Origin of the sequence: Pseudomonas sp. Leaf58, from assembly GCF_003627215.1 — a bacterium.
GTDB lineage: Bacteria > Pseudomonadota > Gammaproteobacteria > Pseudomonadales > Pseudomonadaceae > Aquipseudomonas.
This window is the reverse complement of the sequence record NZ_CP032677.1, coordinates 4,009,374-4,035,252: the sequence shown is the minus strand read 5'-3', so window position 1 is coordinate 4,035,252 and position 25,879 is coordinate 4,009,374. Positions and strand designations below refer to the sequence as shown.

Annotated in this window: 26 protein-coding genes; 10 read left to right on the top strand and 16 right to left on the bottom strand. The window is 62.9% G+C overall.

Going from position 1 to position 25,879, the window contains the following annotated elements; all coding sequences use genetic code 11:
* Positions 1 to 23 precede the first annotated feature (23 nt).
* The 3 genes from DV532_RS18690 to DV532_RS18680 form a co-directional block, all read right to left on the bottom strand.
* Complete coding sequence (locus DV532_RS18690) at positions 24 to 1,307, bottom strand: arsenic transporter (RefSeq protein WP_056804658.1); 1,284 nt, start codon at positions 1,305 to 1,307, stop codon at positions 24 to 26.
* A gap of 21 nt (positions 1,308 to 1,328) precedes the next feature.
* Positions 1,329 to 1,676, bottom strand: a complete 348-nt coding sequence (locus DV532_RS18685) for a metalloregulator ArsR/SmtB family transcription factor (protein WP_056804660.1) — start codon at positions 1,674 to 1,676, stop codon at positions 1,329 to 1,331.
* Positions 1,677 to 1,985: 309 nt separating this feature from the next.
* Entirely contained in the window at positions 1,986 to 2,192 is a 207-nt protein-coding gene (locus tag DV532_RS18680) for a hypothetical protein (protein WP_056804663.1), read from the bottom strand.
* Positions 2,193 to 2,758: 566 nt separating this feature from the next.
* Between DV532_RS18680 and DV532_RS18675 the strand changes: the two genes are divergently transcribed.
* A complete protein-coding gene (locus tag DV532_RS18675; RefSeq protein ID WP_003254720.1) occupies positions 2,759 to 2,950 on the top strand; it encodes a YhfL family protein in 192 nt (63 codons plus the stop codon).
* Here the strand turns inward: DV532_RS18675 and DV532_RS30420 are convergent.
* Complete coding sequence (locus DV532_RS30420; RefSeq protein ID WP_156676001.1) at positions 2,938 to 3,222, bottom strand: hypothetical protein; 285 nt, start codon at positions 3,220 to 3,222, stop codon at positions 2,938 to 2,940. The genes DV532_RS18675 and DV532_RS30420 overlap by 13 nt on opposite strands.
* A gap of 56 nt (positions 3,223 to 3,278) precedes the next feature.
* On the opposite strand from DV532_RS30420, the gene mqo reads away from it, so the two are divergent.
* The 3 genes from mqo (at position 3,279) to DV532_RS18660 (ending at position 6,348) form a co-directional block, all read left to right on the top strand.
* Complete coding sequence (mqo, locus tag DV532_RS18670) at positions 3,279 to 4,916, top strand: malate dehydrogenase (quinone) (RefSeq protein ID WP_056804667.1); 1,638 nt, start codon at positions 3,279 to 3,281, stop codon at positions 4,914 to 4,916.
* Between the two features lie 176 nt (positions 4,917 to 5,092).
* Positions 5,093 to 5,731, top strand: coding sequence for a hypothetical protein (locus DV532_RS18665; protein WP_056804671.1), 639 nt, complete (start codon positions 5,093 to 5,095; stop codon positions 5,729 to 5,731).
* Entirely contained in the window at positions 5,731 to 6,348 is a 618-nt protein-coding gene (locus DV532_RS18660) for a metalloregulator ArsR/SmtB family transcription factor (protein WP_056804673.1), read from the top strand. Before DV532_RS18665 ends, DV532_RS18660 begins: the two co-directional genes overlap by 1 nt.
* A 102-nt stretch (positions 6,349 to 6,450) precedes the next feature.
* Here the strand turns inward: DV532_RS18660 and DV532_RS18650 are convergent, their stop codons facing one another.
* Positions 6,451 to 6,786, bottom strand: a complete 336-nt coding sequence (locus DV532_RS18650) for a helix-turn-helix transcriptional regulator (RefSeq protein ID WP_056804675.1) — start codon at positions 6,784 to 6,786, stop codon at positions 6,451 to 6,453.
* A 49-nt stretch (positions 6,787 to 6,835) separates the two neighbouring features.
* Here DV532_RS18650 and xenA point away from each other — a divergent pair, with 49 nt between their 5' ends.
* Positions 6,836 to 7,927, top strand: coding sequence for a xenobiotic reductase XenA (gene xenA, locus DV532_RS18645; protein ID WP_056804678.1), 1,092 nt, complete (start codon positions 6,836 to 6,838; stop codon positions 7,925 to 7,927).
* Between the two features lie 31 nt (positions 7,928 to 7,958).
* Here xenA and DV532_RS18640 read toward each other — a convergent pair whose 3' ends face one another.
* The 5 genes from DV532_RS18640 to DV532_RS18620 form a co-directional block, all read right to left on the bottom strand.
* On the bottom strand, positions 7,959 to 9,206 hold the full coding sequence (locus DV532_RS18640) for an FAD-binding oxidoreductase (protein ID WP_056804680.1): 1,248 nt from the start codon (positions 9,204 to 9,206) through the stop codon (positions 7,959 to 7,961).
* Between the two features lie 2 nt (positions 9,207 to 9,208).
* Positions 9,209 to 10,786: an aldehyde dehydrogenase (NADP(+)) gene (locus tag DV532_RS18635; protein WP_056804683.1), complete on the bottom strand. Its 1,578-nt coding sequence runs from the start codon at positions 10,784 to 10,786 to the stop codon at positions 9,209 to 9,211.
* Between the two features lie 165 nt (positions 10,787 to 10,951).
* Complete coding sequence (locus DV532_RS18630) at positions 10,952 to 11,899, bottom strand: dihydrodipicolinate synthase family protein (protein WP_056804686.1); 948 nt, start codon at positions 11,897 to 11,899, stop codon at positions 10,952 to 10,954.
* A 43-nt stretch (positions 11,900 to 11,942) separates the two neighbouring features.
* The gene (locus DV532_RS18625; RefSeq protein WP_056804689.1) at positions 11,943 to 12,869 is read right to left on the bottom strand and encodes a 4-hydroxyproline epimerase; all 927 of its coding nucleotides are present in this window, start codon (positions 12,867 to 12,869) and stop codon (positions 11,943 to 11,945) included.
* A 23-nt stretch (positions 12,870 to 12,892) separates the two neighbouring features.
* The gene (locus tag DV532_RS18620) at positions 12,893 to 14,506 is read right to left on the bottom strand and encodes an APC family permease (protein WP_056804692.1); all 1,614 of its coding nucleotides are present in this window, start codon (positions 14,504 to 14,506) and stop codon (positions 12,893 to 12,895) included.
* Positions 14,507 to 14,885: 379 nt separating this feature from the next.
* Between DV532_RS18620 and DV532_RS18615 the strand changes: the two genes are divergently transcribed.
* Complete coding sequence (locus DV532_RS18615) at positions 14,886 to 15,668, top strand: AraC family transcriptional regulator (RefSeq protein ID WP_056804694.1); 783 nt, start codon at positions 14,886 to 14,888, stop codon at positions 15,666 to 15,668.
* Here DV532_RS18615 and DV532_RS18610 read toward each other — a convergent pair.
* Complete coding sequence (locus tag DV532_RS18610) at positions 15,656 to 16,543, bottom strand: LysR family transcriptional regulator (RefSeq protein ID WP_056804696.1); 888 nt, start codon at positions 16,541 to 16,543, stop codon at positions 15,656 to 15,658. The two genes, DV532_RS18615 and DV532_RS18610, sit on opposite strands and share 13 nt — an antisense overlap.
* 140 nt (positions 16,544 to 16,683) lie before the next feature.
* Between DV532_RS18610 and moaB the strand changes: the two genes are divergently transcribed.
* Positions 16,684 to 17,223, top strand: coding sequence for a molybdenum cofactor biosynthesis protein B (gene moaB / locus DV532_RS18605; protein WP_056804699.1), 540 nt, complete (start codon positions 16,684 to 16,686; stop codon positions 17,221 to 17,223).
* 68 nt (positions 17,224 to 17,291) lie between these two features.
* On the opposite strand, the gene DV532_RS18600 is transcribed toward moaB, so the two are convergent.
* Together DV532_RS18600 and moaA are read right to left on the bottom strand one after the other, a co-directional pair.
* Entirely contained in the window at positions 17,292 to 18,191 is a 900-nt protein-coding gene (locus DV532_RS18600) for a bestrophin family protein (protein WP_056804702.1), read from the bottom strand.
* 20 nt (positions 18,192 to 18,211) lie between these two features.
* Positions 18,212 to 19,216: a GTP 3',8-cyclase MoaA gene (gene moaA, locus DV532_RS18595; protein WP_082477123.1), complete on the bottom strand. Its 1,005-nt coding sequence runs from the start codon at positions 19,214 to 19,216 to the stop codon at positions 18,212 to 18,214.
* A 266-nt stretch (positions 19,217 to 19,482) separates the two neighbouring features.
* Here moaA and DV532_RS18590 point away from each other — a divergent pair, with 266 nt between their 5' ends.
* Entirely contained in the window at positions 19,483 to 21,813 is a 2,331-nt protein-coding gene (locus DV532_RS18590; protein WP_056804705.1) for an FdhF/YdeP family oxidoreductase, read from the top strand.
* A gap of 56 nt (positions 21,814 to 21,869) precedes the next feature.
* On the opposite strand, the gene DV532_RS18585 is transcribed toward DV532_RS18590, so the two are convergent.
* Complete coding sequence (locus DV532_RS18585) at positions 21,870 to 22,331, bottom strand: Lrp/AsnC family transcriptional regulator (RefSeq protein WP_056804707.1); 462 nt, start codon at positions 22,329 to 22,331, stop codon at positions 21,870 to 21,872.
* A 92-nt stretch (positions 22,332 to 22,423) separates the two neighbouring features.
* Between DV532_RS18585 and DV532_RS18580 the strand changes: the two genes are divergently transcribed.
* Entirely contained in the window at positions 22,424 to 23,605 is a 1,182-nt protein-coding gene (locus DV532_RS18580) for a PLP-dependent aspartate aminotransferase family protein (RefSeq protein ID WP_056804709.1), read from the top strand.
* 105 nt (positions 23,606 to 23,710) lie between these two features.
* Here the strand turns inward: DV532_RS18580 and DV532_RS18575 are convergent, their stop codons facing one another.
* The gene (locus DV532_RS18575; RefSeq protein WP_056804712.1) at positions 23,711 to 23,947 is read right to left on the bottom strand and encodes a YdcH family protein; all 237 of its coding nucleotides are present in this window, start codon (positions 23,945 to 23,947) and stop codon (positions 23,711 to 23,713) included.
* Positions 23,948 to 23,960: 13 nt separating this feature from the next.
* Entirely contained in the window at positions 23,961 to 24,206 is a 246-nt protein-coding gene (locus tag DV532_RS30415) for a hypothetical protein (RefSeq protein WP_156676002.1), read from the bottom strand.
* Between DV532_RS30415 and DV532_RS18570 the strand changes: the two genes are divergently transcribed.
* Positions 24,199 to 25,836, top strand: coding sequence for a phosphoethanolamine transferase (locus DV532_RS18570; RefSeq protein ID WP_056804715.1), 1,638 nt, complete (start codon positions 24,199 to 24,201; stop codon positions 25,834 to 25,836). The genes DV532_RS30415 and DV532_RS18570 overlap by 8 nt on opposite strands.
* Positions 25,837 to 25,879 lie beyond the last annotated feature (43 nt).

Below are 25,879 nucleotides of genomic sequence, written 5' to 3'. Positions count from 1 at the left end.
GCTCCTTCGCTTCGTGGCGGATATCAAAGGCTCAGGCGCAATGCCAGAGCCGAAAGGGTGATCAAAAGAACCGGGAGCGTCAGCAGGATGCCGACCTTGAAGTAGTAACCCCAGGTGATGCGCATACCTTTGCGCTCCAGCACATGCAGCCAGAGCAGCGTGGCGAGGCTACCGATGGGGGTGATTTTCGGGCCGAGGTCGCAACCGATGACGTTGGCGTAGATCATCGCCTCGCGCACAACCCCCTGCGCCTCGCTGGCCTGGATCGACAAGGCGCCGACCAGCACGCTGGGCATGTTGTTCATTACTGAGGACAGCAGTGCAGCGATCAAACCGGTGCCGATGGTGGTGCTCCACAGCCCCTGCTGCGCAAGGCGTTCAAGCAGGTGGGTGAGCATATCGGTGAGGCCGGCGTTCTTCAGTCCGTAGACCACCAAGTACATGCCGAGAGAGAAGATCACCACCTGCCAAGGCGCCTCGCGCAGCACACGGCGGGTCGAGATGCGGTGCCCGCGAGCGGCGACGGCAAAGAGGATCGCCGCACAAGTTGCAGCGACCACACTGATCGGAATGCCCAGTGGCTCCAGGGCGAACAGGCCGATCAGCAACACCAGCAGCACCCAGCTGCCGACATTGAAGGTAGCGCGGTCATGAATCGCCTCGCTTGGCGGCTTTAGGGCCGCGACTGTGTACTGTCTCGGGATATCACGGCGGAAGAACAGGAACAGTACCAGTAGGGTTGCGGCCACGCTGGCGAAATTCACCGGCACCATCACCGAGGCGTATTCGCTGAAACCCAGCCCGAAATAGTCGGCCGAGACGATGTTGACCAGGTTGGAGACGACCAGCGGCAGGCTCGCCGTGTCGGCGATGAAGCCGGCGGCCATGACGAAGGCCAGGGTCGCGGCGGGCGAGAAACGTAGAGCGATTAGCATCGACATGACGATGGGTGTGAGGATCAGCGCCGCACCATCGTTGGCGAACAGCGCCGACACGGCAGCCCCGAGCAGTACGCAGAAGGCGAACAGGCGGTAGCCGCTACCGTTTGCCCAGCGTGCCACATGTAGCGCGGCCCACTCAAAGAAACCGGCCTCGTCCAGCAGCAGGCTGATGATGATGACGGCGATGAAGGTGGCGGTGGCATTCCAGACAATGGCCCATACGGTCGGGATGTCGTGCAGCGAAACGGCACCCGCCGCCAGGGCGATGAGGGCGCCGAGCGCGGCACTCCAGCCAACGCCAAGACCCTTCGGTTGCCAGATGACCAGGATGAGAGTGAAAACAAAGACTGCAATGGCGACTAGCATGAAGATCTCGCTCGATGTTGATCAGCAGCAGGCAGCGTCACGGACGGGGCGGCCGTCCATGTTCTTCAGCCGAAGCGAATTGTCTGCCAACCACTGTGAGTTTGCCCGCAGGGTCACCTGCAACATTTCATGCACCCAAGCGGGCAGTTTGGGGTTGAGGCGGTAATACACCCATTGACCCTGACGGCGATCCAACAGCATCCCATTGCTGCGCAGCTGCGCGAGGTGGCGACTGATCTTCGGTTGGCTGTCGTTCAAAGCGCACATCAGTTCACAGACGCAGAGTTCTCCAAGGCTGGCGATCAGCAGGGTGGCGCGAACTCGGGTTTCGTCGGATAGGCTCTTGAACACATCGGGCGGGGTAATCATGGCTGCACCAATACATATGGAAAGTCGAATATACGTATTTCCATATGTACTTTGCAAGCGTGCTTTATGGGAAGTCGCTGCTCGGAGCTGGTGCGCCTTCGCCTGTTTCAGCGCTAAAAGTCTGAAAGGTGATAAAAAGCTGGCTGTCGATTGGTATGAGAATGGCATTGGAGCAGTGAGCCTGCGCCACAGGTCTATGATGCGTGCCCTAGAAAAAGATCGTGCCCAATCCATCATCGGTGGTGGTGCCGGGCAGCAGGGTCTGGCTCGGCCGGTGAAGCATAGGAGGCGGCGGCCAGCTTTGTTGGTTTAAGACCGTAGGCGCTCGAGCCCGATCGAGATTGCTTCAGCGTGGGTGTCCAGCGTCATCAGGGCTGCCATGACGTTGTCGTGGATGTGGATCGAGCCACGTTGACTAACCCAGAGGGACAACTCCTCCAACGCTGCTCTGATGGCAGTTTGATTGAGTAGCAGCAGCTCCAGGGTGTCTGCTGCGATTGCGGCTTTTTCGTCCATGACGGTCTCCTAGTACCGTAGATAATTTAGGGCAAATTTAGGGCAGATTCTGGGACGCTTGAGGCCCGATTGGGCCATTTGCGCGGTCGAGGATAGCCGTTTTTACTGGCCTATTGTGGCCTGTTGAGCTTGTCGGGCGGGTTCAAATCCCTATCTCTCCGCCATACAAGATCAAGCCCCTGGAAACGAAAGTTTCCAGGGGCTTTTTCGTTGTGCCTAACGGTGGTGATCAGGCCGCGTACGTAGCCTCGCCTTGGTAGAAGCAGGTCTTGCCGACTGTGGTGTTGGCATGGGTGGGCTCCCTTGGATCTTGAGTGACTGTACTGGCCTCTTCGCGGCTAAACCCGCTCCTACAGTGGGTCGCGCAAGCTTTCAGAATTTGATCAGACAGTTGCTCCTACAAGGCGCAGCGTAATTCAGACTAGGCATATTCTTACAAAGGCACCGTGTCGTTGCACACGCGCAACTGGCCAGTGCGCTTTGCGACTTGGATCCAAAGGCCAGGTTCTGTATCATCCGGCCGCCATCAGACGATGGCCGAAGATGTTTCATTTAAAGGACTTAGTATGAAAAAGCTGTTCAAGGCCACTGTAGCCGTTGCTGTTGTTTCGGGTGTTGCCCTGCTGTCGGGTTGCACAGGCCAAGTTTACAACCAGCCAAAAAATTGCACCTACGACTACCTGTTCCACCCTTCGGTTTCCATCTCCAAGATCATCGGTGGCTGCGGCCCAATCGATAAACTGCCTCAGCAGCAGTAATCTTGACGGTACTCTGATCGCGACGCTTGCGGCGTGATCCAAGGCCCCCGGTCATGTACATGGCCGGGGGTTTTTGTTTTCGGCGTGACAATCTGCCACTGGGGCAACCCGTCGCCTTGACGCGCCGGCCGGCAATTTGTTTGTGCTGGCAATTCAGTTACAATCCAGAAAAACGATTCAGCGCTGTCGGTCAATTCGACAAAAGCCCGGGTCGTTTTCTGGTTCTCTGGCTGCTGAACAATGATCAACAACAAGCCTGCGCTGAAGAACACGCGTTACCTGGGCCAGCCACAGGCCCGCCCTCCGTTCTCCTGACTGGAATTGATCAATGTTCAAGAAAGCTGGCAAGACCTTGCTGGGTCTGGCTGTCGCTGCAAGCTTCATGCAAGCGCACGCCGCAGAAACCAAGAAAGTAGACGTGCTGCTGGTCGGCGGCGGCATCATGAGCTCCACCCTGGCCGTGTGGCTGCACGAGCTGGAGCCAAGCTGGTCGATGGAAATGGTCGAGCGCCTGGACGGCGTGGCCGAAGAAAGCTCCAACGGCTGGAACAACGCCGGTACCGGTCACTCCGCGCTGGCCGAGCTGAATTACACGCCGGAAGACAAAGACGGCAACATCAGCATCGCCAAGGCCATCGAAATCAACGAAGCCTTCCAGATTTCCCGCCAGTTCTGGTCGTGGCAAGTGCGCCAGGGCGTGCTGAAGAACCCGCATTCGTTCATCAACACCACCCCGCACATGAGCTTCGTATGGGGCGATGACAACATCAAGTTCCTGAAAAAGCGTTACGACGCGCTGCAAGCCAGCCCGCTGTTCCGCCCGATGCAGTATTCCGAGGACCACGCGCAGATCGCCAAGTGGGTCCCGCTGATGATGGAAGGCCGCGACCCGAACCAGAAGCTGGCCGTGACCTGGACGCCGATCGGCACCGACGTCAACTTTGGCGAAATCACCCGCCAGTTCGTCGGCCACCTGAAAACTCAGGAAAACTTCGACCTCAAGCTGTCCAGCGAAGTGCAGGACATCACCCGCAACAAGGACGGTTCCTGGCACGTCGAGTACAAGAACCTGAAGGACGGTACCGAATCGGCCACCGACGCCAAGTTCCTGTTCATCGGTGCTGGCGGCGGTGCGCTGAAGCTGCTGCAGAAGTCGGGTATTCCTGAAGCCAAGGAATACGCAGGCTTCCCGGTGGGCGGTTCGTTCCTGGTGACCGAGAACCCGACCGTGGCCATGCAGCACATGGCCAAAGCCTACGGCATCGCCTCGACCGGTGCGCCACCCATGTCGGTACCGCACCTGGACACCCGCGTGCTGGACGGCAAGCGCGTCATCCTGTTTGGCCCATTCGCCACCTTCTCGACCAAGTTCCTGAAGAACGGCTCATACCTGGACCTGCTGAGCAGCACTACCCCGCACAACGTGTGGCCGATGACCAAGGTTGGTATCGAGCAGTATCCGTTGGTCGAGTACCTCGCTGGCCAGCTGATGCTGTCTGACGACGACCGCTTCGAAGCCCTGCGTACCTACTTCCCGAACGCCAAGAAGGAAGACTGGAAACTGTGGCAGGCAGGCCAGCGTGTGCAGATCATCAAGCGTGACGAAGAGAAGGGCGGCGTGCTGAAGTTGGGTACCGAAGTGGTGGCTTCCCAGGACCGCACCATCGCCGGCCTGCTGGGTGCATCGCCAGGTGCGTCGACTGCTGCACCGATCATGCTGAACGTGCTGGAAACCGTGTTCAAGGAGAAGGTCGCTACCCCGGAGTGGCAGGCCAAGATCAAGCAAATCGTGCCAAGCTACGGCACCAAGCTGAACGACTCGGCGGCGGCCACCCAGAACGAGTGGAACTACACCGCTGAAGTGCTGCAACTGGAGAAACCACCGGTAATCGACGCCAGCGTCGGCACCACGGTTGCACCGACCCATCCGGTTGAAAGCAAGCCGGCGAACGACATGGCGCTGTAATTTGCCGCCTTGTTGTGATTGAAAGCCACGGGGGTAACCTCGTGGCTTTTTTGTTGCCTGTGCGGGCCTCTTCGCGGGTAAACCACTAATCGGAAAATCCCTTCGGGAGCAATAAAAACATATTTTGATGCTTAAATTAATCTTGTCAGTCGATCCCCCTCCAGGAGGGTGCCGTCATGAACATCAAGATTGCCGCCTTACTGCTGCTCGCCCTCTGCGCCCAGCCAGCATGGAGCCAAAGCTACCCCAGCCCAACCCCCGTCGCCAAACCCGCTGAAGCCGCTGCTATCACCACGCGCATGGCCCTGCGCGACCTGTGGGTCGAGCATATTTTCTGGGTGCGCAGCTACGCTGTCGCCAACCAGGCGGGCAACGCCAAACAGGCTGAAGTCGCGGCCAAGGAAGTGGTCGCCGATGCCACCAAGATCGCCAACAGCATTGCCCCGCTGTACGGCCAGCCCGCCGCTGACCAGTTGCTGAAACTGCTGGCCGGCCACTGGGGCGCCATCAAGCATTACAGCGATGCCACCGTGGGCAAGGACAAAAAAGGCCAGCAAGCCGCCGTCGACGAGTTGACCGGCAATGCCAAGGCCATCGCCGCCTTCCTGGCCAAGGCCAACCCGAACTTGCCCGAGCCCACCCTGCTGACGCTGCTCAGCGCCCACGGCGGCCACCATGTGGCGCAGATCGACCAGCTTGCAGCTGCTGACTACGCCGGTGAAGCGCGCACCTGGGCGATGATGCGCGAGCATATCCTGACCCTGTCCGACGCCCTGGCCGCGGCGTTGGTCAAACAGTTCCCGGATAAGTTCTGATGCTCGAAGGCCTCGGTCGTACCCAACAGGACCTACTCCATGCGTTGTTGCACCAGCCCGCAGGCATGAGCATCGACGACCTGGCGCAGGCCCTGGCCATTACCCGCACGGCGGTGCGTCAGCACTTGGCGGCGCTGGAGCGCGATGGCCTGGTCAAGCGTGGCGCTACGCGGCCCACCGGGCGGCGCCCGGAGCAGCTGCACGAGCTGACGGACCAGGCCCGCGAACAGTTCCCGCGCCAATACCCGCTGCTGGCCAACCTGCTGATTGGTGAAGTGGCCGGCTTGCTAGGGCAGCAGGCATTGCTGGCGCTGATGCGCCAGTTGGGGCGCAAGCTGGCGGCGGACCTGGAGCATGAGCGGGTGGATGCGGCGCGCATCGTCGAGCACATGAACAATGCCGGGTACGAGGCGCAGGTGTTCTTTCGCTCGGGGGGCGAGCCGCAGATCGTCGCGCACAATTGCGTGTTCCATCACCTGGCCAAGGCGCACCCGGTGGTGTGCGAGCTGGACTTGGCGCTGATCGGGGCTTTGGGGGGCGCCGAGGTCAGCCATGAGGAGTGCATGCTCAGGGGCGGGCAGGTGTGCCGGTTTGCCCTGAGCAAAAAGGAAGATTGATATTACCTGTGCTGGCCTCTTCGCGGGTAAACCCGCTCCTACAGGGTCACCACTGCGCGTGTAGGAGCGGGTTTACCCGCGAAGAGGCCAGCACAGGAACAATCAGTTCTGCCGCAGAATGCAGTCCAACAACCCAGGAAACCGCTCACCGAGCATCTCGCTGCGCAACGAATTCATATGGGTAGTGCCGACATTGCGGGTATGCACCAACCCCGCGTCACGCAACACGCGAAAGTGGTGGGACATGCTCGACTTCGGCCGGCCGCCGTCCAGCTCGCCGCAGCTGGCTTCGGCCACGCCCGCCAGGTGCCGTACGATACCCAGGCGCACCGGGTCGCTCAGGGCGTAGAGCAGGCGTTCCAGGGTCAGGTCTTCAGAATTGGGATGTGAATAGGCTCGCATGGCGGTCATGATAGCGGGGCTATCATTAATTGCCATAGTTCGATTATGATCGAACTATAGTAATCAAATGGTCGGGAGCTTACCCATGTCTGCTTTGTTCGAACCGTACACCCTCAAGGACGTCACCCTGCGCAACCGCATCGCCATTCCGCCAATGTGCCAGTACCTGGCCGAGGACGGCATGATCAACGATTGGCACCACGTGCACCTGGCCGGCCTGGCCCGTGGCGGTGCCGGCCTGCTGGTGGTCGAGGCCACTGCCGTGGCGCCGGAAGGGCGCATTACCCCCGGTTGCGCCGGTATCTGGAGCGATGCCCATGCCCAGGCCTTCGTGCCGGTGGTGCAGGCGATCAAGGCCGCCGGTGCCGTGCCAGGTATCCAGATTGCCCACGCCGGGCGCAAGGCCAGCGCCAACCGCCCGTGGGAAGGTGACGACCACATTGCCGCCGACGACGCCCGCGGTTGGCAAACCATCGCCCCGTCCGCCATCGCCTTCGGCGCGCACCTGCCGAAAGTGCCGCGCGCGATGACCCTGGACGATATCGCCCGGGTCAAGCAGGACTTCGTCGATGCCGCACGCCGTGCGCGGGACGCCGGCTTCGAGTGGATCGAACTGCACTTTGCCCATGGATACCTCGGCCAGAGCTTTTTCTCCGAACACTCCAACAAGCGTACCGATGCCTACGGTGGCAGCTTCGACAACCGCAGCCGCTTCCTGCTGGAAACCCTGGCAGCGGTGCGTGAGGTATGGCCAGAAAACCTGCCACTGACCGCGCGCTTCGGTGTGTTGGAATACGATGGCCGCGATGAGCAGACCCTGGAAGAGTCGATAGAGCTGGCGCGCCGCTTCAAGGCCGGTGGCCTCGACCTGCTCAGCGTGAGTGTTGGCTTCACCATCCCGGACACCAACATCCCGTGGGGCCCGGCGTTCATGGGGCCGATTGCCGAGCGTGTGCGGCGAGAGGCGAAGCTGCCGGTGACCTCGGCGTGGGGCTTTGGTACGCCGCAACTGGCGGAAGCGGCGCTGCAGGCTAACCAGCTGGACTTGGTGTCGGTAGGGCGGGCGCACCTGGCCGACCCGCACTGGGCTTACTTTGCAGCCAAGGAGCTGGGGGTGGAGAAAGCCTCCTGGACCTTGCCGGCGCCTTATGCGCATTGGCTTGAGCGGTATCGCTGAGGTGTAGAGGGGCCGCACAGCGGCCCCGAATCTAAAACCGATCCAACCGGTAAGCCCCCATCTCCGGCCCGGCGGCCCGCTCAGCCAACTGCCCCACCCACTCCGCCGTCACCGCCGCTTGGGTCAGCCCCAGGTGCTGATGCCCAAACGCCAACAGCACCCGCCCATCGCACACCCGGTCGATCACCGGCAACGAGTCCGGCAACGAAGGCCGAAAGCCCATCCACGGTGTCGCCCCGTCAACACTCAAGTCCTGGCGGAACAAGCCCTTGCTCAAGCGGTGCAGTTGCCACGCCCGCTGCATGCTCGGCGGTGCATCCAGCCCGGCGAACTCCACCGTGCCGGCCAGGCGCAAGCCTTCGGCCATGGGCGTCATGATGAACTTGCGTTCCAGCGAGGTAACCGCAAACGGCAAGCGCTGGTGCTCGCCAGGCAGCATCAGGTGGTAACCGCGCTCGGTGTCCAGAGGTACCTGCTTGCCCGTCAGTGCGTCGGTAAGCCGCGCTGAATGCGCCCCGCAGCTGACCAGCACCTGGCGGGCATCGAGCGTGCCCTGGTCGCAGGCCAGGCGCACCCCGCCGCTGTGCAACTGGCCGCCCTCAACCTGCGCCTGGATAAACCGCACGCCACTGCCCTTGGCGGCTTCGAACAGCTCGCAGACCACCCGGTACGGGTCGATGAAGTGCCCAGTCCTCGGGAAAAACAGCCCGCCCAGCAATGACGGGCTCAGCTGTGGCGCCGCTTCGCGCACAGCATCCGCTGACCAAAAATCCACTGGCACCGCCTGCTGTTGCATACGCGCCCGCAGGGCCTCCAGCGCCTGCCGTGATTCGGGCCGTTCGAACACCAGCAACGAGCCGTCCTCCTGGAACAACTCACGGCGCCCGATCGAGCCCAGCAGCCGTTGCCAGGCACCCAGGCTTCCTTCGTTCAGCGTGCGGATACCCGCCACGCTGCGCTGGAACGGCGCCGGGCGCAGGTTGAGCAGCAGCCGGGTGAACCATGGCATGGCCTTGGGCAGGTACTTCCAGTCCAAGCGTAGCGGGCCCATCGGGTCGAGCAGCATGCGTGGCAGGCGCTTGAGGATCGACAGGTCGGCAATCGGGAACACTTGCTCGGTGGCCAGGTGCCCGGCATTGCCATAGGACGCGCCATGGCCGGGCGCCTGTCGGTCGACCAGCGTGACCCGGTGGCCCTGGCGGGCCAGTTGCAGGGCGCAGGCGACGCCGACAATGCCGGCGCCGACCACGGCGATATCGGTTTCAGCGCTTTCGAGCATGCTCAACCTTCCCGTTTACCGTCTAGCAGGCGCCGCAGCTGCAGCGGGTTGCCGTGCCGCAACGCCTGCGGTAGCAGGGCATCGGGGAAGTCCTGGTAGCACACCGGGCGCAGGAAGCGCAGGATCGCCGCCGTGCCCACCGAGGTGCTGCGGGCATCCGAGGTGGCCGGGAACGGCCCACCGTGGACCATCGCATCGCACACTTCGACACCGGTCGGCCAGCCATTGACCAAAATGCGCCCAGCTTTGCGTTCAAGGGTGGGCAGCAGGGCGCGGGCGCTGTCGAGGTCGGCCTCGTCCAGGTGCAAGGTGGCGGTCAGCTGGCCTTCCAGGTGTTCGGCTACCAGGCGCACTTGCTCATCGCTGGTACAGGCTACGACCAGCGAGGCAGCGCCGAATACTTCGGCTTGCAGCGCCGGGTCGGCGAGGAAAGCTTCGGCCTGGGTGACAAACAGCTGCGCCTGGCACTGATTGGGGCCTTGCCCGCGCAGGCCGCTGGCGGCGGCCTGGGCATTGGCGTTTTCCGCCAGGGCACCGACCCCGGCCTGGTAGGCACTGAAAATGCCGGGGGTGAGCATGGTCTGCGCGGCGGCTTGTTGCACATGCGCGCTGGCCGCCGTGATGAAACGCTGCAACGCCGGCCCCTGGCGGGCGATAACCAGGCCAGGGTTGGTGCAGAACTGGCCGGCGCCCTGGGTCAGCGAAGCGACGAAGCCTTGTGCCAGTGACTCGGCGCGGGCCTGCAGGGCAGCGTCGAACAGGAATACCGGGTTGATCGAACTCATCTCGGCATACACCGGAATCGGCTCTGGGCGCGCCTGGGCGGCCTGGCACAACGCAACGCCACCGCTGCGCGAGCCGGTAAAGCCAACCGCCTTGATGCGTGGGTCGCTGACCAGTGCTATGCCCACTTCACGGCCGGAGCCGTACAGCAGCGAGAACACGCCGTCTGGCAAACCGCACAGTTTCACCGCTTGCACCACCGCGTGGCCGACCAGTTCGCTGGTGCCTGGGTGGGCGCTGTGGGCCTTGACCACCACCGGGCAACCGGCCGCCAGTGCCGCAGCGGTGTCACCGCCGGCCACCGAAAAGGCCAAGGGGAAATTGCTGGCGCCGAACACCGCTACCGGCCCCAGGGCGACCTGGCGCTGGCGCAGGTCGGCGCGTGGCAGCGGCTGGCGCTGGGGCAGGGCGTTGTCGACGCGCACGTCTAGCCATTCGCCGGCGCGTACCACCCTGGCGAAAGTGCGCAGCTGGGTACAGGTGCGGCCACGTTCGCCCTGGATGCGAGCGTGGGGCAGGCCGGTTTCGGCCACGGCGCGGTCGATCAGGGCAGCGCCGAGGGCTTCGATCTGCGTGGCGATAGCTTCAAGAAATTGTGCCCGTTGTTCGAGCGAGGTTTCGCGGTAGGCATCGAACGCCGCCCCGGCCAGGGCGCAGGCCTGGGCCACGTGTTCGCCGCTGCCGCCGAGGTAGGCCGGTTGCAGCGCCTGGCCGGTGGCCGGGTCGATGGCACGGATGGCCTCGCGGCTGCCGGTTACCGGCGTCTGGCCGATCAGCAGGTTGCCTGTCAGGGTCATGGAGCCTCCTTGGGAATCATATTCGAGTATCAAAGGAGACCGCGGCCCCTGTAGCAGCGGGTTTACCCGCGAATCAGGCGACTCGGTGCCTGGCACCGGCTGCGCCGGTGTTCGCGGGTGAGCCCGCGCCTACAAGGGGCTGCGGTGCGGCCTTGAATGAGCTGCTTAGGCCAGGTTTTGCTCAGCCGACCAGCTGGCGTACCAGCTGCGGAACAGCGCGTACTGCTGCTCGGCATAGTTGCGCTGGGCATCGGTGAGGGCGTCGGTCGCGTTGAAGTGCAGGCTGTACTCGGTATCACCGTTCAGCACCATCAGGTGCTTGTAGTACAGCACCAGGTCGCAGCCTTCATCGAACGACGACAGCACCGCCAGCGCCGCTTCCAGCTCGCGTGCCAGGCGGCGGGCGCGGGCGTCGCCCTTGGCCGCCTGTTTGCTCAGGCTCACCAGTTGCAGCACCTCCCGTGGCAGGGCGTTGCCGATGCCGGTGATGGCGCCAGTGGCGTTGCAGTTGACGAAGCCATGCACCACCTGGGTGTCGACGCCAACCATCAGGGTCACGTCGTCATCTTTGCTGGTGATGTGTTCGGCGGCGTAGCGCAGGTCGGCGCCACCGCCGAACTCCTTGAAGCCAATCAGGTTGGGGAACTCGTTGCGCAGTTCGAAGAACAGGTCGGCGCGGGTGGCAAAGCCGTAGTAAGGGCTGTTGTAGATCACCGCTGGTAGCTTTGGCGCGGCGGCGAGGATGGCCGAGAAGTGGTGCTTCTGGGCGATCAGCGAGGCGCCGCGGCTGAGCACGCGGGGGATGACCATCAGGCCGGCGGCACCGACCTTGGCGGCGTGGGCGGCGTGCGAAACCGCCTCACGGGTATTCACCGCGCCAGTGCCGACGATGGTGGGGATGCCGGCGGCCACCAGGCGCGCCACGCCTTCCTGGCGCTCGGCCTCGGTCAGCAGCGGCCAGTCGCCCATCGAGCCGCAGTACACCACGGCGCTCATGCCGGCTTCGATCAGCTCGCGGCCCTTGCGCACCAAAGCGTCGAAGTCTGGCTTGCGCTCAGCGGTGCACGGGGTCATCAGGGCGGGCATGGTGCCGGTGAAGATGTTGTTGGTCATTGTTATTGCTCCTGGCGGTATTCAATTTGGGAAAAAGCTGAGGTCAGATGCCCCAAGCGAACGGGTCTTGTTCGTCGATCAGCAGGGTGCTGTCGGCGGTCATGTAGGCGCGGCCGGTGATGAACGGGCGAATATGCTCGCCGTCGCGCTCGTAGCGGCCCTGGAACTGGCTGCCGGTAATGCTGGCTTGTACCCAGGTCTGGCCTTCGCCGAGCTTGCCGTCGGCGGCCAGGCAGGCCAGCTTGGCGCTGGTGCCGGTGCCGCACGGCGAGCGGTCGTAGGCCTTGCCGGGGCACATCACGAAGTTGCGGCTGTCGGCATTGACGTCATCGGCAAACAGCTCGACGTGGTCGATGGCGGCGCCGTTCTCGCCAGTGATGCCCTGGGCCTCGAGGGCCTTGAGCATGGCCCAGGTGTACTCGGTCAATGCCTCGCGGTTATCCAGTTCAATACGCTGGCCGTGTTCGGATACCAGGAAGAACCAGTTACCGCCCCAGGCGATATCGCCGTGCACCACGCCGTGGCCGGGCACATCCACCGCCACCTGCTGGCGGTAGCGGTAGGACGGCACGTTGCCGACGGTGACGGCGCCGTCTTCATGCAAAGTGGCGCTGACCTGGCCCACTGGGGTGTCGATCTTGTGTACACCTGGCGCAATTAGGCCCAGGTGCTGCAGCGAGGCGACCAGGCCGATGGTGCCGTGGCCGCACATGTTCAGGTAGCCGGCGTTGTTGAAGAAAATCACCCCGCAGGTGGCGTCGGCCGACACCGCTGGGCAGTACAGCGCGCCCACCAGCACATCGTTGCCACGGGGCTCCAGCAGGCAGGCGCGGCGCCATGGGTCGTGCAGCTCGCGCAGTTCGTCGCGCTGCTCGGCCATGCTGCCGCCGTGCAATTGGGGGAAGCCTTTCATCACCAGGCGGGTGGGTTCGCCGCCCGTGTGGGAGTCGATGACGTGAATCTGTTTCATGGGCTTGTCCGTTGCTAAAAGGTTCAGGAGGCGACGGCGGCGGGGCGGCCGGTAAAGTGCTCAGCGCTGGCTTCGCTTTCGTCTTCACCTTCCAGGCGTACCAGGTGGGCAGGCACGCCAGTGGCCGCGCCCCAGTAGTAGATGCCCAGTGCGCAAGCGGCCACGGCCACGGTGTCGAACGGGTGGCCGAGGACCCCGAGGCCGCCAAAGCTGCCCAGCCACGACAGCAGGATGGTTACCGCGTAGAAGCCAATCAGCCACGCCGACGAGCGCACTTGCTGGGCCAGCGACAGGTGTTGGGTCGGCACGAAGCGGGCGCACAGCAGGTACAGCACGAACATCACGATCTGCAGGGCCAGCAGCCACGACACGGTGTTCCAGCCCGACCAATACACGATCAGCGCGGCGATGATGAACGACAGCGGGCCGAGCACGCCCATGCCCATGACCCGGAACGGGCGCGGCATGTCGGGGGCGTTGCGGCGCAGGGCGGCAACGGTGACCGGGGCCACGGCGTAGCTCAGTACCAGGGCCGCGGACACCACGTTGATCAGCGCTTCCCATGACGGGAACGGCAGGGTCCAGAACACCGACAGGGCAAAGGTCAGCCACAGCGCCGGGCGCGGAATACCAGACTCGGCGTCGATGCGAGTGAAGTACTTGAAGAAGGTGCCGGTCTGCGCCCAGCCGTAAATCACCCGTGGGGTGGCGTTCATGTAGATGTTGCCGCAACCGCTGGGCGAGATCACCGCATCGGCCACCACCAGGTAGGCCAGCCAACCCACCCCCAGGGCCAGGGCGATGTCACGGTAGGGCAGGGCCAGTTCCTTGGTCACGCTGGCCCAGCCGTTGGTCAGCATTTCGGTCGGCACGCTGCCCAGGAAGGCCAGTTGCAGCAGGGCGTAGATAGCAGTGGACAGCAGCACCGAGAGGATCAGCGCGATGGGGATGGTGCGCTGCGGGTTCTTCACCTCGCTGGCCACCGAAATGATCGGCGTCAGGCCCAGGTAGGCGAAGATGATGCCACCGGCCGACACCGCCATTTCAACGCCAGACAGGCCGAACGGCGCAAAGCCATGGACTTCGAAGTTTTCTGGCTTGAAGAAGGTGAACAGCACGCCGATGACCAGCAGCGGCACGATGAACTTGAACACGCTGACCAGGTTGTTGGCCTTGGCGAAGGTTTTCACGCTGCGGTAGTTGAGGAAGAAAAACAGCCCCAGCAGGGCGAACTGCACCAGCCAGCCGAGCGCGCTCGGGTCGCTGGAGCCGGCCTTGGTCAGCCCGGGGAACCAGGCGGCGGCGTATTGGCGTGAGGCGACGACTTCGATGGCGATCAGGCTGGAAAAGGCGATCAGGGTGATGAAGCCCATCAGGTAGCCCAGCAGCGGGCCGTGGGAATACACCGGGTAGCGCACCACGCCCCCAGCGCGCGGCAGGGCGGCGCCCAGCTCGCAGTAAACGATGCCCAGCAAGAGCACGGCGAAGCCGCCCAGAAACCAGGACAGGATGCCAGCCGGGCCGGCGATGGCCGAGACGTGGCTGGCGGCGAACAGCCAGCCGGAGCCGAAGATGGCGCCTAGGCCGATGAAGGTGAGGTCCAGCAATGACAACTGTTTTTTGAATTTGCCTGACATGGGTTCGCCTTTTTGTTGGTTATTGGATAGGCAGGTTTGATGTCACCAGATACGGCTTTTTGGGCCGCGCTCGTGTAGGACTTGGGGCGGCTTGCGTGGGGCATAGAGTGGACCGATCGGGGCGGCGGTTCTTGATGGTTTTCTGCAGGGCGGATGACGAAATCGGCACAGTTGCAAAAAAGCAGTGGCGAGTGTAAGTGACCAGATATAGGCTGAAAGCCATACCGGACAAGGGCTTGAGAGATACACTGCTAATGCCGGCCTCTTCGCGGGTAAACCCGCTCCTACAAAGACCTCACTGCCCTCAGGGCCTGCGTGTTCCTCTGTAGGAGCGGGCTTGCCCGCGAACGGGCCGGCACAGCCAGCAGAGAACCGACAGATGACCGACACCCCCCTGGCAACCCTGTACCAGTCCCTCGACCAGCACCGCCCCGCCACCCTCGAGGCGCTGCTGGCCGGCGTAGCGCTGCTGCTGCCGATCCTCGACGCCATCCCCAACGCTGCGATTTTCATCAAGGACCCAGGCGCCCGCTATGTGCTGGCTAACAACACCCTGGTCCAGCGCTGCGGCCTCAAGCGCCTGCAACCGCTGCTGGGCAAGACCAGCGCCGAAGTGTTCCCAGCCCAGCTGGGCCCCGGCTACACCGAGCAGGACCGACGCGTACTCAAGGACGGCCTGGTGCTGGAAGACCAGCTGGAACTGCACCTGTACGGCAGCCGCGAGCCTGGCTGGTGCCTGACCCACAAGCGCCCGCTGTATAACCTGAGAGGAGAGATCATCGGCCTGGTGGGTATTTCGGTCGACCTGCAGTCCGCCGCCGACAGCCACCCGGCTTACCAGCGCCTGGCCGCAGTAGACGAGCACATTCGCCGGCACTTCCACCAGCCGATCACGATGGGCGAGCTAACCCGCATCGCTGGCATTTCCGTGGCCCAGCTGGAGCGCTACTGCAAGCGGGTGTTCCACCTAACGCCACGGCAGATGATTCACAAGGCGCGCTTGGAACATGCCCATCGCCTGCTGCACTCGGAACTGCCAATCATCGAAGTGGCGATGCGCTGCGGCTATACCGACCACAGCGCCTTCAGCCGCCAGTTCAAGCAACTGACCGGCTTTACCCCGCGCCAGTATCGCCAGGCAACCAGCGATCAACTGGCCTGAAACAGCGCCCGCGCTTCATCGAAGCACTGCTCGGCTATTGCCGAGCGCGGTTCGCTGCGGCGTAGCAGCAGGCCGACCGGGCTGTGGATGGCGGCGTCGGCCACCGGCAGGATGCGCAAGTGCTCGCTGAGGTCTTCCAGGCCACAATCCAATGGCATGATCGCGCAGCACATACCGGTGTTGATGGCCTGGATCAGCTGGAAGCTGGAGTCGCTTTCCAGCACCGCATTCGGCGCCAGGCCGCGGCTGCGGAAACTCAGGTCCAGCGACTGGCGGTAGTGCATGCCTTTGCTCAACAGGCCCAGCGGTATGTCGCCCAGTTCGTCCCAGCGCAGGGTTGGCGTGGCAAAGGTGAAGTGCCGGGTGTCATGCAGCAGGCCCATGGTGGTGGTGCCCAGCTCGATGACTTCGAAGAAGCGCGTGTTGACCTGGTCCAGGTAGCAGATACCCAGGTCGAGCTGGTTGCGGCTGAGCCCGTCGATGATCTGTTCCGAGCTCAGCGCGCTGAGCTGGAAATGCAGTTCGGGGTATTTGGCACGCAACGGCAGCAGCAGGTGCATGGGGTTGAAGCTGGCCAGCGGCACCGTGCCCAGGCGCAGGCTGCCGACCACTTGGCCACGGCAGCTGGCGGCTTCGGCCTGCAGGCCGTCGTGGGCGGCGAGCAGGGTGCGCGCCCAGGCCAGGATGCGCTCGCCGGCCTCGGTGAAGCCTTCGAAGCGCTGGCCACGCTTGACCAGCACCAGGTCCAGTTCGTCCTCCAGGTTGCGCAGGCGCATGGACAGCGTCGGTTGGGTGATATGGCACAGCGCCGCCGCCTGGCCGAAGTGGCGGGTTTGGTCGAGGGCGATGAGGAATTTGAGCTGCTTGATGTCCATGGAAGTGCCTGGTCTCGGGTTGTGCAGACCTTACCCCACGTCTGCGATAGATGCCATTGATCGGCCGGTACGCCATATCGATTGGACGCCCCTGGGGCATGCCTCTAGCGTGGCGGCAATGCCACTCAAGGAGCCTCACCGTGCGCGTTCAAGCCGACGCGGTCTTTGTACCGCTCAACATCGCCGTGCTGACTGTCAGCGACACCCGTACTTACGACACCGACACTTCCGGCGAGCTGCTGGCCGCCCGTTCTGTGGAGATCGGCCACCGCCTGGTAGCGCGGGCGTTGCTCAAGGACGACCTGTACAAAATCCGCGCCCAGGTCGCTACCTGGATTGCCGACGAGCAGGTGCAGGTGGTGCTGATCACCGGTGGCACCGGTTTTACCGGGCGCGATAGCACACCGGAAGCGGTGGAATGCTTGCTGGACAAGCGCATCGACGGGTTTGGCGAGTTGTTCCGGGCCTTGTCGATACTCGATATCGGCACCTCGACCGTGCAAAGCCGGGCATTGGCCGGGCTGTCCAACCAGACGTTGGTGTGCTGCCTGCCGGGGTCTACCGGGGCCTGCCGTACGGCCTGGGAGGGCATCCTGGCGGAGCAGCTGGATGCCCGGCACCGGCCGTGCAATTTCGTCAAACACCTGAAGCCGATCGAGGCCTGCGCCAGCCGGGGTTGAGTGCTCTTCTGTACCGGCCTTTTCGCGGGCAAGCCCGCGAAAAGGCCGGTACAAACAACATCAAACCGTCAGCTCAACACATACCCCACCGGCAACAACGCTGGCGGCAGCTGTTTTTCGCCCAACCCCGCCAGCACATCGCGCTCCACGGCGCGCACCATGGCATCGGTCGGCAAATCGTTCTCATCCCGCCCAAACGGGTCTTCCAGCTCGTTGCCAATCGCATCCAGCCCGAAGAACGTGTACCCGACGATGGTGGTGAACAGCGGTGCCAGCCAACCCAGCGGCTCGGCCAGGGCAAACGGCAGCAGCAGGCAGAAGATGTAGATGGTGCGGTGCAGCAACAGCGTGTAGGGGAACGGCAGTGGCGTACCTTTGATCCGCTCGCAGGTGGCCTGCACCTCGGTCAGGCCCACCAGTCGCTGCTCCAGCATGCTGTAACGCCACTCGCTGATCTGCTGCTGTTCGGCGAGCCGCGAGCAGTGCCCGCCGATTTCGCGCAGGATGGCGTCGCAGACATTGTGCGGGCTGATCGCCTCGGGCCGGGCCAGCCAGGGCCGGGCGGCGGCCAGGTCGTCCTCGTTGCGCAGCCGTGCATTCAGCGCATGGGCAAAGCCGCACAGGCTGCGCAACAGTTCGCTACGCAGGGCCGCGTCGCTAATCACCACGCTTTCACGCACGAACGAACGGGTTTCGATGATCAGCCTGCCCCAGGCCTTGCGGCCCTCCCACCAGCGGTCATAGCAGGCATTGTTGCGAAAGCTCATGAAAATCGACAGCGACAGGCCCAGCAAGGTGAACGGCGTGGCGCTTACCGGGTAGAAAAACGCTGGGAAATGCCGCTCCACCAGCACGATCAGCGCAGCCAGCAGGGTTACCGTCAGGCAGCGCAGGGCAATGCGCTTGATGATCGATCCCTTGAGGGTGAACAGCACGCGCAGCACATCGGGGGTAGGGTGGACGATCATGCAAATCCAGAGGCGGCTGCCTAGCCGCCGGTCATGTTCATGAAACGCAAAATCTGCACGTCCCCACCCACTTCGAAGTGATGGCGATAGGGCTTGAGGTGCAATGAATCGCGAATGGCCTTTTCCAGGCGTTCGGGGTTGCCGGGGTGGGCGCGCAACACCTGCTTCAGGTCCACCGAGTGTTCATTGCCCAGGCACAGCAGCAGGCGGCCTTCTACGGTGAGGCGCACGCGGTTGCAGGTGGCGCAAAAGTTGTGGCTGTGTGGCGAGATGAAGCCGACCCGGGTGTTGACGCTATCGGCCAGGCGCCAGTAGCGGGCCGGGCCTTGGGACGACTCGGTCGACTCGACCAAGGTGAACTGCTCGGCCAGCAGCGCGCGCACTTCGTCGCTGGAGCAGAACGACTCGCCACGTTCGTGCTCGCTGATCACCCCCAGGGGCATTTCTTCGATGAAGGTGATGTCCAGCTCGCGGTCGATGGCAAAGCGCACCAGGTCGACCAGTTCGTGGTCGTTGCGGCCCTTGAGCACCACGCAGTTGAGCTTGGTGCGCTTGAAGCCGGCCTGGCGGGCGGCGTCGATGCCCGCGATCACCTGGCGCAGGTCGCCGGTGCGGGTCAGTTGTTTGAAACGCTCGGCATCCAGGCTGTCGAGGCTGATGTTCAGGCGCGTCACGCCAGCGTCGAACAAGGGCTGGGCCAGGCGCCCGAGTTGCGAGCCGTTGCTGGTCAGGCACAACTCGCGCAGGCCGGGCAGGGCGGCGATACGCCCGCAGAGGTCGACGATGCCCTGACGCACCAGCGGTTCGCCGCCGGTCAGGCGGATTTTGCGGGTGCCGAGGGCGACAAAACGCTCGGCCACCGCGAACAGTTCTTCGAGGCTGAGAATTTGCTGGCGCGGCAGGAACTGCATGTCTTCGGCCATGCAGTACACGCAACGGAAGTCGCAGCGGTCGGTGACCGACATCCGCAGGTAGTCGATTTTCCGGTTGAAGCCGTCGATCAGGGCCCGGCTGTTCTGTTCCACGTTCGCGCTCGAATGGGTTGGGATACAGCTCCAAGCTATAACCTGGTCGCTGGGGCGTCAAATTGCTTTGTCTGACTGGTTAATCGATGGGCTCTATCACTTGGCACACTCTCTTCAGCGTCTGTGGCAAGCACCAGGCCCTCAACATATCCCAGAAAATACCCGTGATCGAAACCGCCTATCACCCCGTAAGATCTTTCGATTGGACGGCTCTACCCCACGCTCCATAGGCTGAAAAAAAGCATCGAAGCGTGGGGATTCACCGAATGAGCCAGGACCAACACATCAGGGATTACAAAGGCGCCGCCGCCGGTTGGGGGGCGCTCAAGAGCGTGACCAAGAGCTGGCTGGGCAGCGAAAATGCCTTCAAGAACCTGCGGGCCATGCTCAAGACCAACCAGAATGGCGGCTTCGACTGCCCCGGCTGCGCCTGGGGCGAGTCGCCAGAAAGCGACATGGTCAAGTTCTGCGAAAACGGCGCCAAGGCGGTTAACTGGGAGGCCACTGGCCGCTCGGTGGACCCGGCGTTCTTTGCCAGGTACAGCGTCAGCGCCCTGGCCGAACAGACCGACTACTGGCTGGAGTACCAAGGCCGGCTCACCCACCCGATGCGCTACGACGCAGCTACCGACCACTATGTCGAAACCAGTTGGGAAGAGGCCTTTGCCCTGGTCGCCCAGCACCTGCGATCGCTCGACTCCCCCGACCAAGCCGAATTCTATACCTCAGGCCGGGCCAGCAACGAGGCGGCGTTCCTCTACCAGCTGTTCGTCCGCGCCTACGGCACCAACAACTTCCCCGACTGCTCGAACATGTGCCATGAGGCCAGTGGCGTGGGCATGTCGGAAGCCCTCGGCGTGGGCAAGGGCACCGTGGTGTTCCATGACCTGGAGCTGGCCGACGCCATCTTCGTCATCGGCCAGAACCCCGGTACCAACCACCCGCGCATGCTCGAACCGCTGCGCGAGGCGGTGAAGCGTGGTGCCCAGGTGGTGTGCTTCAACCCGCTGAAAGAGCGCGGCCTGGAGCGTTTTCAGCACCCGCAGCACCCATTCGAAATGCTCAGCAACGGCTCCGAACCGACCAACACCGCCTACTTTCGCCCGGCCCTGGGCGGCGACATGGCTGCCATGCGCGGCATTGCCAAGTACCTGTTGCAATGGGAGCGTGATGCCCAGGCCAATGGTGAACCGGCGGTGTTCGATCATGCCTTTATCGCTGAGCAAACCAGTGGCATCGACGCCTATCTGGAAACCGTGGATGCCACGCCCTGGCCTCATATTGTCGAGCAATCGGGCCTGACCCAGGCCGAGATCGAACTGGCCGCGCGCATGTACCGCAAGGCCGAGCGGGTCATCATGTGCTGGGCCATGGGCGTCACCCAGCACCGCCATTCGGTGGCCACCGTGCAAGAAATCGTCAACCTGCAACTGCTGCGCGGCAACGTCGGCAAGCCCGGTGCCGGCCTGTCACCGGTGCGTGGCCACAGCAACGTACAGGGCGACCGCACCATGGGCATTGACGAAAAACCCAACGCGGCGCTGCTTGATGCCATTGAAAAGCGCTTTCAGTTCCGCGTGCCGCGGGCGCACGGGCACAATGCCGTGCTGGCGATCAAAGCCATGGAGGAGGGGCGTGCCAAGGTGTTTGTCGCCTTGGGTGGTAACTTCGCGCAAGCCACGCCGGACACACCGCGTACCCACGCGGCCATGCGCAACTGCGCGCTGACCGTGCAAATTTCTACCAAGCTCAACCGTTCGCACCTGGTTACCGGCCGCGATGCCTTGATCCTGCCGTGCCTGGGCCGTACCGAGATCGACCTGCAGGCCAATGGCCCGCAGGGCGTCACCGTGGAAGATACCTTCAGCATGGTGCACATTTCCCACGGCCAATTACGCCCGCGCTCGCCGCACCTGCGCTCGGAACCGTGGATCATCGCCGGCATGGCCCAGGCGACCCTCGGTAAACAGCCAATCGACTGGGAGTACGCGGTTGCCGACTACGGCCGTATCCGCAGCATGATCGCCGATGTGATCCCTGGTTTTACCGATTTCAACCAGCGCCTGCAGCACCCAGGCGGCTTCCACCTGGGCAACGCCGCCGCCGCCCGCACTTGGCGCACGGCGACCGGCAAGGCGCGCTTCAGCCCGCACCCGCTGCCTGAGCAACTGGTGAATGCCAAGGTGCTGGCGCGCGGCGACAAGCCCGACCTGATCCTGCAAACCCTGCGTTCGCACGACCAGTACAACACCACCCTGTATGGCCTGGACGACCGTTACCGCGGGGTGTTCGGCCTGCGTGAAGTGGTGTTCGTCAACCCAGCCGACATTCGCCGCATGGGCTTTGAGCCGGGCGAACAGGTGGACCTGGTGTCGCTGTGGGAGGATGGCCTGGAGCGGCGGGTGTCGGGCTTTCGCCTGGTGGCGTATGACGTGCCAGAGGGGCAGGCGGCGGCGTATTACCCGGAGACCAACCCGCTGGTGCCGCTGGAAAGTTTTGGCGACGGCACTTATACCCCGACCTCGAAGTTCGTGGCGATCAAGGTCGAGAAAGCCAAGGCCGGGAACCGGATTGCGGCGGTGTTGGCCGCGGATTGAGCGGTAGCCTGTGCTGGCCTCTTCGCGGGCAAGCCCGCCAAGAGGCCAGCACCGATTCAGGAACGGTGCACCGGGTAGGCGGTGGTGTACTTCATCTGCTCCATGGCAAAGCTGGAGGTGATGTTCGACAGCCCATCGGTACGGGTAATCAGCTTTTTGTAAAACCGGTCATACGCCGCAATATCCCCCACCACCACCCGCAGCATGTAGTCCCAGTCGCCAGACATGCGGTAGCACTCCATCACTTCCTCGAACTCGGTCACGATCGCGGCAAACTGCTCCAGCCAGGCACTGTCGTGGCGCTGGGTCTTGAGCTGGACGAACACCGTCAGCCCCAGCCCAAGCCGTTCGGGGTCGAGCAGGGCGACGCGACCGACAATGTAGCCGTCTTCCTCCAAGCGTTTGACCCGCTTCCAGCACGGCGTGGTAGACAGGTTGACGGCCTCGGCCAGGTCCTTGAGCGAGAGCGAGGCGTCGCGCTGAAGCAGGGTGAGAATGTGCTGGTCGAAGCTGTCCATATCGCGCGTGGGCCGTGGAGAAAAATATTTCACAGATTACCCCAAGGCTAGAAGATTTGGGTTGTGCGATAGTGGCAGCTTTCACTCTGCCAATGGGCCTGACCATGTCCGACAAGCCGCGCAATTTCGCCACCCGTACCATCCACGCCGGCGAGCAGTTCAGCGTCGCCGATAACGCTATTTTCCCGGCGATCGTCACCGCCAGCTCGTTCACCAAGCGCAGCCTGGACGACAAGCCGGAATACTCCTACAGCCGCGTCGGCAACCCCACCCGGCATGCCTACGAAACCTGCGTCGCCGCCTTGGAAGAAGGTGTTGGCGCGGTGGCCTGTGCCTCGGGGGTGAACGCCACCGCGACGGTGCTGGAGCTGCTGCCCAAGGATGCCCATGTGGTAGTGATGAACGGCGTGTACGGCGGCACCTTCCGCATCCTGGAAGACTACCGCAGCCGCACCTCGGGCCTGACCACCACCTACGTCGACCTTAACGACCTCGAGGCTGTGGCCGCCGCCATCAAGCCGCAAACCCAGCTGATCTGGATCGAGTCGCCGACCAACCCGTTGCTGCACCTGGTCGACATCAAGGCGGTGTGCGACCTGGCCAAGGCGCGGGGCATCCTCACCTGCATCGACAACACCTTCTGCTCGCCGTGGAACCAGCGCCCGATCACCCTGGGCGTGGATCTGGTGATGCACTCGGCCAGCAAGTACATCGGCGGCCACTCCGACCTGACGGGTGGCGTGGTGGTTGCCGCCAATGATGCGCTGCTGGCACGCCTGCGCCGCATCAGCATGGCGATTGGCGCGGTGCAGGGGCCGTTCGACTGCTACCTGGCCCTGCGCGGGTTGAAGACGCTGGATGTGCGTATGGAGCGCCAGTGTGGCAACGCCCTGCAAGTAGCGCGCTTCCTCGAAAGCCACGCGCAGATCGAGCAGGTGTATTACCCAGGGCTGGAGAGCCACCCGCAGCATGAACTGTGCAAGCGGCAGATGCGCAGTGGCGGGGCGGTGGTGGCGATGAAGGTAAAAGGCGACCGGGCTGCACTCAACCGCCTGGTGGAGGCACTGCAGATCTTCGTGCTGGCTGATTCGCTGGGCGGGGTGGAGAGCATGATCAACCACTCGTGGAGCATGTCGCACTGCTCGCTTAGCCCGGAGCAGAAAGGTGTGATGGGGATCAGCGAGAACCTGCTGCGCTTGTCGATAGGCATCGAGGATTACCGCGACCTGATCGAAGACTTGGATGGCGCGTTGAGGGCTTCGGCTGCTGTGTAAGGGCTGCCGGCCTCTTCGCGGGTAAACCCGCTCCTACAGGTGTTGAATTCATGATGTAGGAGCGAGCTTGCCCGCGAAGAGGCCAGTAGCTTCAATAAATTCCTGTCAGGATTTGGGCGGATGAATGATCCGTTCGATCTTGTCCTTGATCAGCAACCGTTCCTTGCGCAGGCGGTTGACGGCCTCGTCGATGGTACCGTTGCCTTCAGCGGCGACTACCTCCTTGTCCTTGGCGTTGTATTCCTTTTGCAGTGAGTGCAGCGTCGGGTCCTTGTCTATGAGCGCCTGGAATGCATCAGCGGTAACGTGCAGGTCAGCGAGCAGATCATGCGGAACTGGCATTTCTTCACCTCTGTCAGGGTTGTCGGTAAGGTCCTGACCACTGAGGATAGCCGCCTTTGCGCAGGCGGGTGATGGCTTCCCGGCTGAATGGCAGCTGAACAAGGGGCGGCTGCTCGATGAAAATACCTGCCTTCACGAAATTGTTACCAACTTTTTCACGAAAAATTGATGGCACGCTTTCTAGAGTTCGCCCACTTTCCCTCGGTGGCGATTGCCCGGGGGCTGATAACCACTCTTGATTGCGAACGCTGATGCTCAACTTCAAATCCCTGCGGACTGAATGGGTCACGCTGCTGGCCAGCCTTTACCTGCTGATTGGCCTCAACATGTTCCTTTGGGGGCACCTGCAAGAAATTGTGCCCGCCGGCCTGTCGGGGTTGTGGCTGAGCCTGGCGTTCGCGGTGCTGATGCTGTTCGCCTTCAATTTGATCCTCACCCTGTTTGCCTTTCGTTTTGTACTAAAACCGCTATTGATAATCTTGTTCATGAGTGGCGCGGGCGTGGCTTACTTCATGAATCAATACGGTGTACTTATTGATGCCGGCATGTTTCGCAACATGGCAGAAACCAATGCGGCGGAAGTGCGCGACCTGATGTCGTTCAAGTTTGCCGCTTATATCCTGTTGCTCGGTGCCTTGCCGTCGTTCCTGCTGTGGAAGGCCAACATCGCCTACCGCCCCTGGCACCGCGAACTGCTTGGCAAACTGGTGGTCAGCGGCGCCTGCGTGGTGGCCCTGGGCTCGGTGGCGCTGGTCAACTACCAGGGCTTGTCGTCGCTGTTTCGCAACCACCACGAACTACGCCTGATGCTCACCCCCAGCAATATCGTCGGTGCCTCCATCGGTTATGTCAGCGAGCGCGTCGGCACCGCATCGCGGCCCTTCCAGCTTTATGGCGAAGATGCCAAGCGTGATGCCGCCTGGCAAAAACACGAGCGCAAGTCGCTGACCGTGCTGGTGGTGGGGGAAAGCGCGCGGGCTGACCACTTTGGCGTGCTCGGCTACAACCGCGATACCACGCCCAATCTTGCCAAGGAGCAGGGCCTGTTGGCGTTTTCCGATGTGCACTCCTGCGGCACCGAAACCGCGGTCTCGGTGCCGTGCATGTTCTCTGGCATGAAGCGCAAGGACTACGATGCTCGCGTGGCGAAGAACCGCGAAGGCTTGCTGGACATCCTCCAGCGTGCCGGCCTGGCGGTGCAGTGGCGTGATAACCAGTCGGGTTGCAAGGGCACTTGCGACCGCGTGCAGTTCATCGATGTCAGCAACCTCCAGGACCCACAGCTGTGCGCCAGTGGTGAATGCCACGACCAAATCCTGCTGCAGGGCCTGGGCGAGCTGATCGACAACCTCGACAAGGACACCGTGCTGGTGTTGCACCAGATGGGCAGCCACGGGCCGGAATACTTCAAGCGCTACCCCGACGCCGATCAACGCTTTGCCCCGGTGTGCCAGAGCAACGCGCTGGACCAGTGCAGCGAGCAGGAAATCATCAACGGCTATGACAACACCCTGGCCTATACCGACAAGGTGCTGGCCTCGTTGATCGACACCCTGCGCAGCAAACAGGACAAGGTCGACACGGCGATGATCTACCTGTCCGACCATGGCGAGTCGCTGGGTGAGTACAACCTGTTTTTGCATGGCACGCCTTACGCCATCGCCCCTGAGCAACAGAAGCACGTACCGCTGCTGACCTGGTTCTCCGACAGCTACAAGGACGACTTCGGCATCGATACCGACTGCCTGGCCAAGCTCAGCGATGCGCCGCTGTCGCAGGACAACCTGTTCCACTCCATGCTTGGCCTGTTGCAGGTGCATACCGAGGTCTACCAGCAGTCGCTGGACATGTTCGCCAGCTGCCGGCCTTGGCTGGCGGCCAAACGCTGATCGAGCTGTTGCGGGCGCGCGCGAGCTTCCTGCGTTTGCACAA

Bases quoted from the DNA above. Each gene is read 5' to 3' on its own strand.
- DV532_RS18690 (WP_056804658.1), bottom strand. From the start codon at position 1,307: ATGCTAGTCGCCATTGCAGTCTTTGTTTTCACTCTCATCCTGGTCATC.
- DV532_RS18685 (WP_056804660.1), bottom strand. From the start codon at position 1,676: ATGATTACCCCGCCCGATGTGTTCAAGAGCCTATCCGACGAAACCCGA.
- DV532_RS18680 (WP_056804663.1), bottom strand. From the start codon at position 2,192: ATGGACGAAAAAGCCGCAATCGCAGCAGACACCCTGGAGCTGCTGCTA.
- DV532_RS18675 (WP_003254720.1), top strand. From the start codon at position 2,759: ATGAAAAAGCTGTTCAAGGCCACTGTAGCCGTTGCTGTTGTTTCGGGT.
- mqo (WP_056804667.1), top strand. From the start codon at position 3,279: ATGTTCAAGAAAGCTGGCAAGACCTTGCTGGGTCTGGCTGTCGCTGCA.
- DV532_RS18665 (WP_056804671.1), top strand. From the start codon at position 5,093: ATGAACATCAAGATTGCCGCCTTACTGCTGCTCGCCCTCTGCGCCCAG.
- DV532_RS18660 (WP_056804673.1), top strand. From the start codon at position 5,731: ATGCTCGAAGGCCTCGGTCGTACCCAACAGGACCTACTCCATGCGTTG.
- DV532_RS18650 (WP_056804675.1), bottom strand. From the start codon at position 6,786: ATGGCAATTAATGATAGCCCCGCTATCATGACCGCCATGCGAGCCTAT.
- xenA (WP_056804678.1), top strand. From the start codon at position 6,836: ATGTCTGCTTTGTTCGAACCGTACACCCTCAAGGACGTCACCCTGCGC.
- DV532_RS18640 (WP_056804680.1), bottom strand. From the start codon at position 9,206: ATGCTCGAAAGCGCTGAAACCGATATCGCCGTGGTCGGCGCCGGCATT.
- DV532_RS18635 (WP_056804683.1), bottom strand. From the start codon at position 10,786: ATGACCCTGACAGGCAACCTGCTGATCGGCCAGACGCCGGTAACCGGC.
- DV532_RS18630 (WP_056804686.1), bottom strand. From the start codon at position 11,899: ATGACCAACAACATCTTCACCGGCACCATGCCCGCCCTGATGACCCCG.
- DV532_RS18625 (WP_056804689.1), bottom strand. From the start codon at position 12,869: ATGAAACAGATTCACGTCATCGACTCCCACACGGGCGGCGAACCCACC.
- DV532_RS18620 (WP_056804692.1), bottom strand. From the start codon at position 14,506: ATGTCAGGCAAATTCAAAAAACAGTTGTCATTGCTGGACCTCACCTTC.
- DV532_RS18615 (WP_056804694.1), top strand. From the start codon at position 14,886: ATGACCGACACCCCCCTGGCAACCCTGTACCAGTCCCTCGACCAGCAC.
- DV532_RS18610 (WP_056804696.1), bottom strand. From the start codon at position 16,543: ATGGACATCAAGCAGCTCAAATTCCTCATCGCCCTCGACCAAACCCGC.
- DV532_RS18600 (WP_056804702.1), bottom strand. From the start codon at position 18,191: ATGATCGTCCACCCTACCCCCGATGTGCTGCGCGTGCTGTTCACCCTC.
- DV532_RS18590 (WP_056804705.1), top strand. From the start codon at position 19,483: ATGAGCCAGGACCAACACATCAGGGATTACAAAGGCGCCGCCGCCGGT.
- DV532_RS18585 (WP_056804707.1), bottom strand. From the start codon at position 22,331: ATGGACAGCTTCGACCAGCACATTCTCACCCTGCTTCAGCGCGACGCC.
- DV532_RS18580 (WP_056804709.1), top strand. From the start codon at position 22,424: ATGGGCCTGACCATGTCCGACAAGCCGCGCAATTTCGCCACCCGTACC.
- DV532_RS18575 (WP_056804712.1), bottom strand. From the start codon at position 23,947: ATGCCAGTTCCGCATGATCTGCTCGCTGACCTGCACGTTACCGCTGAT.
- DV532_RS18570 (WP_056804715.1), top strand. From the start codon at position 24,199: ATGCTCAACTTCAAATCCCTGCGGACTGAATGGGTCACGCTGCTGGCC.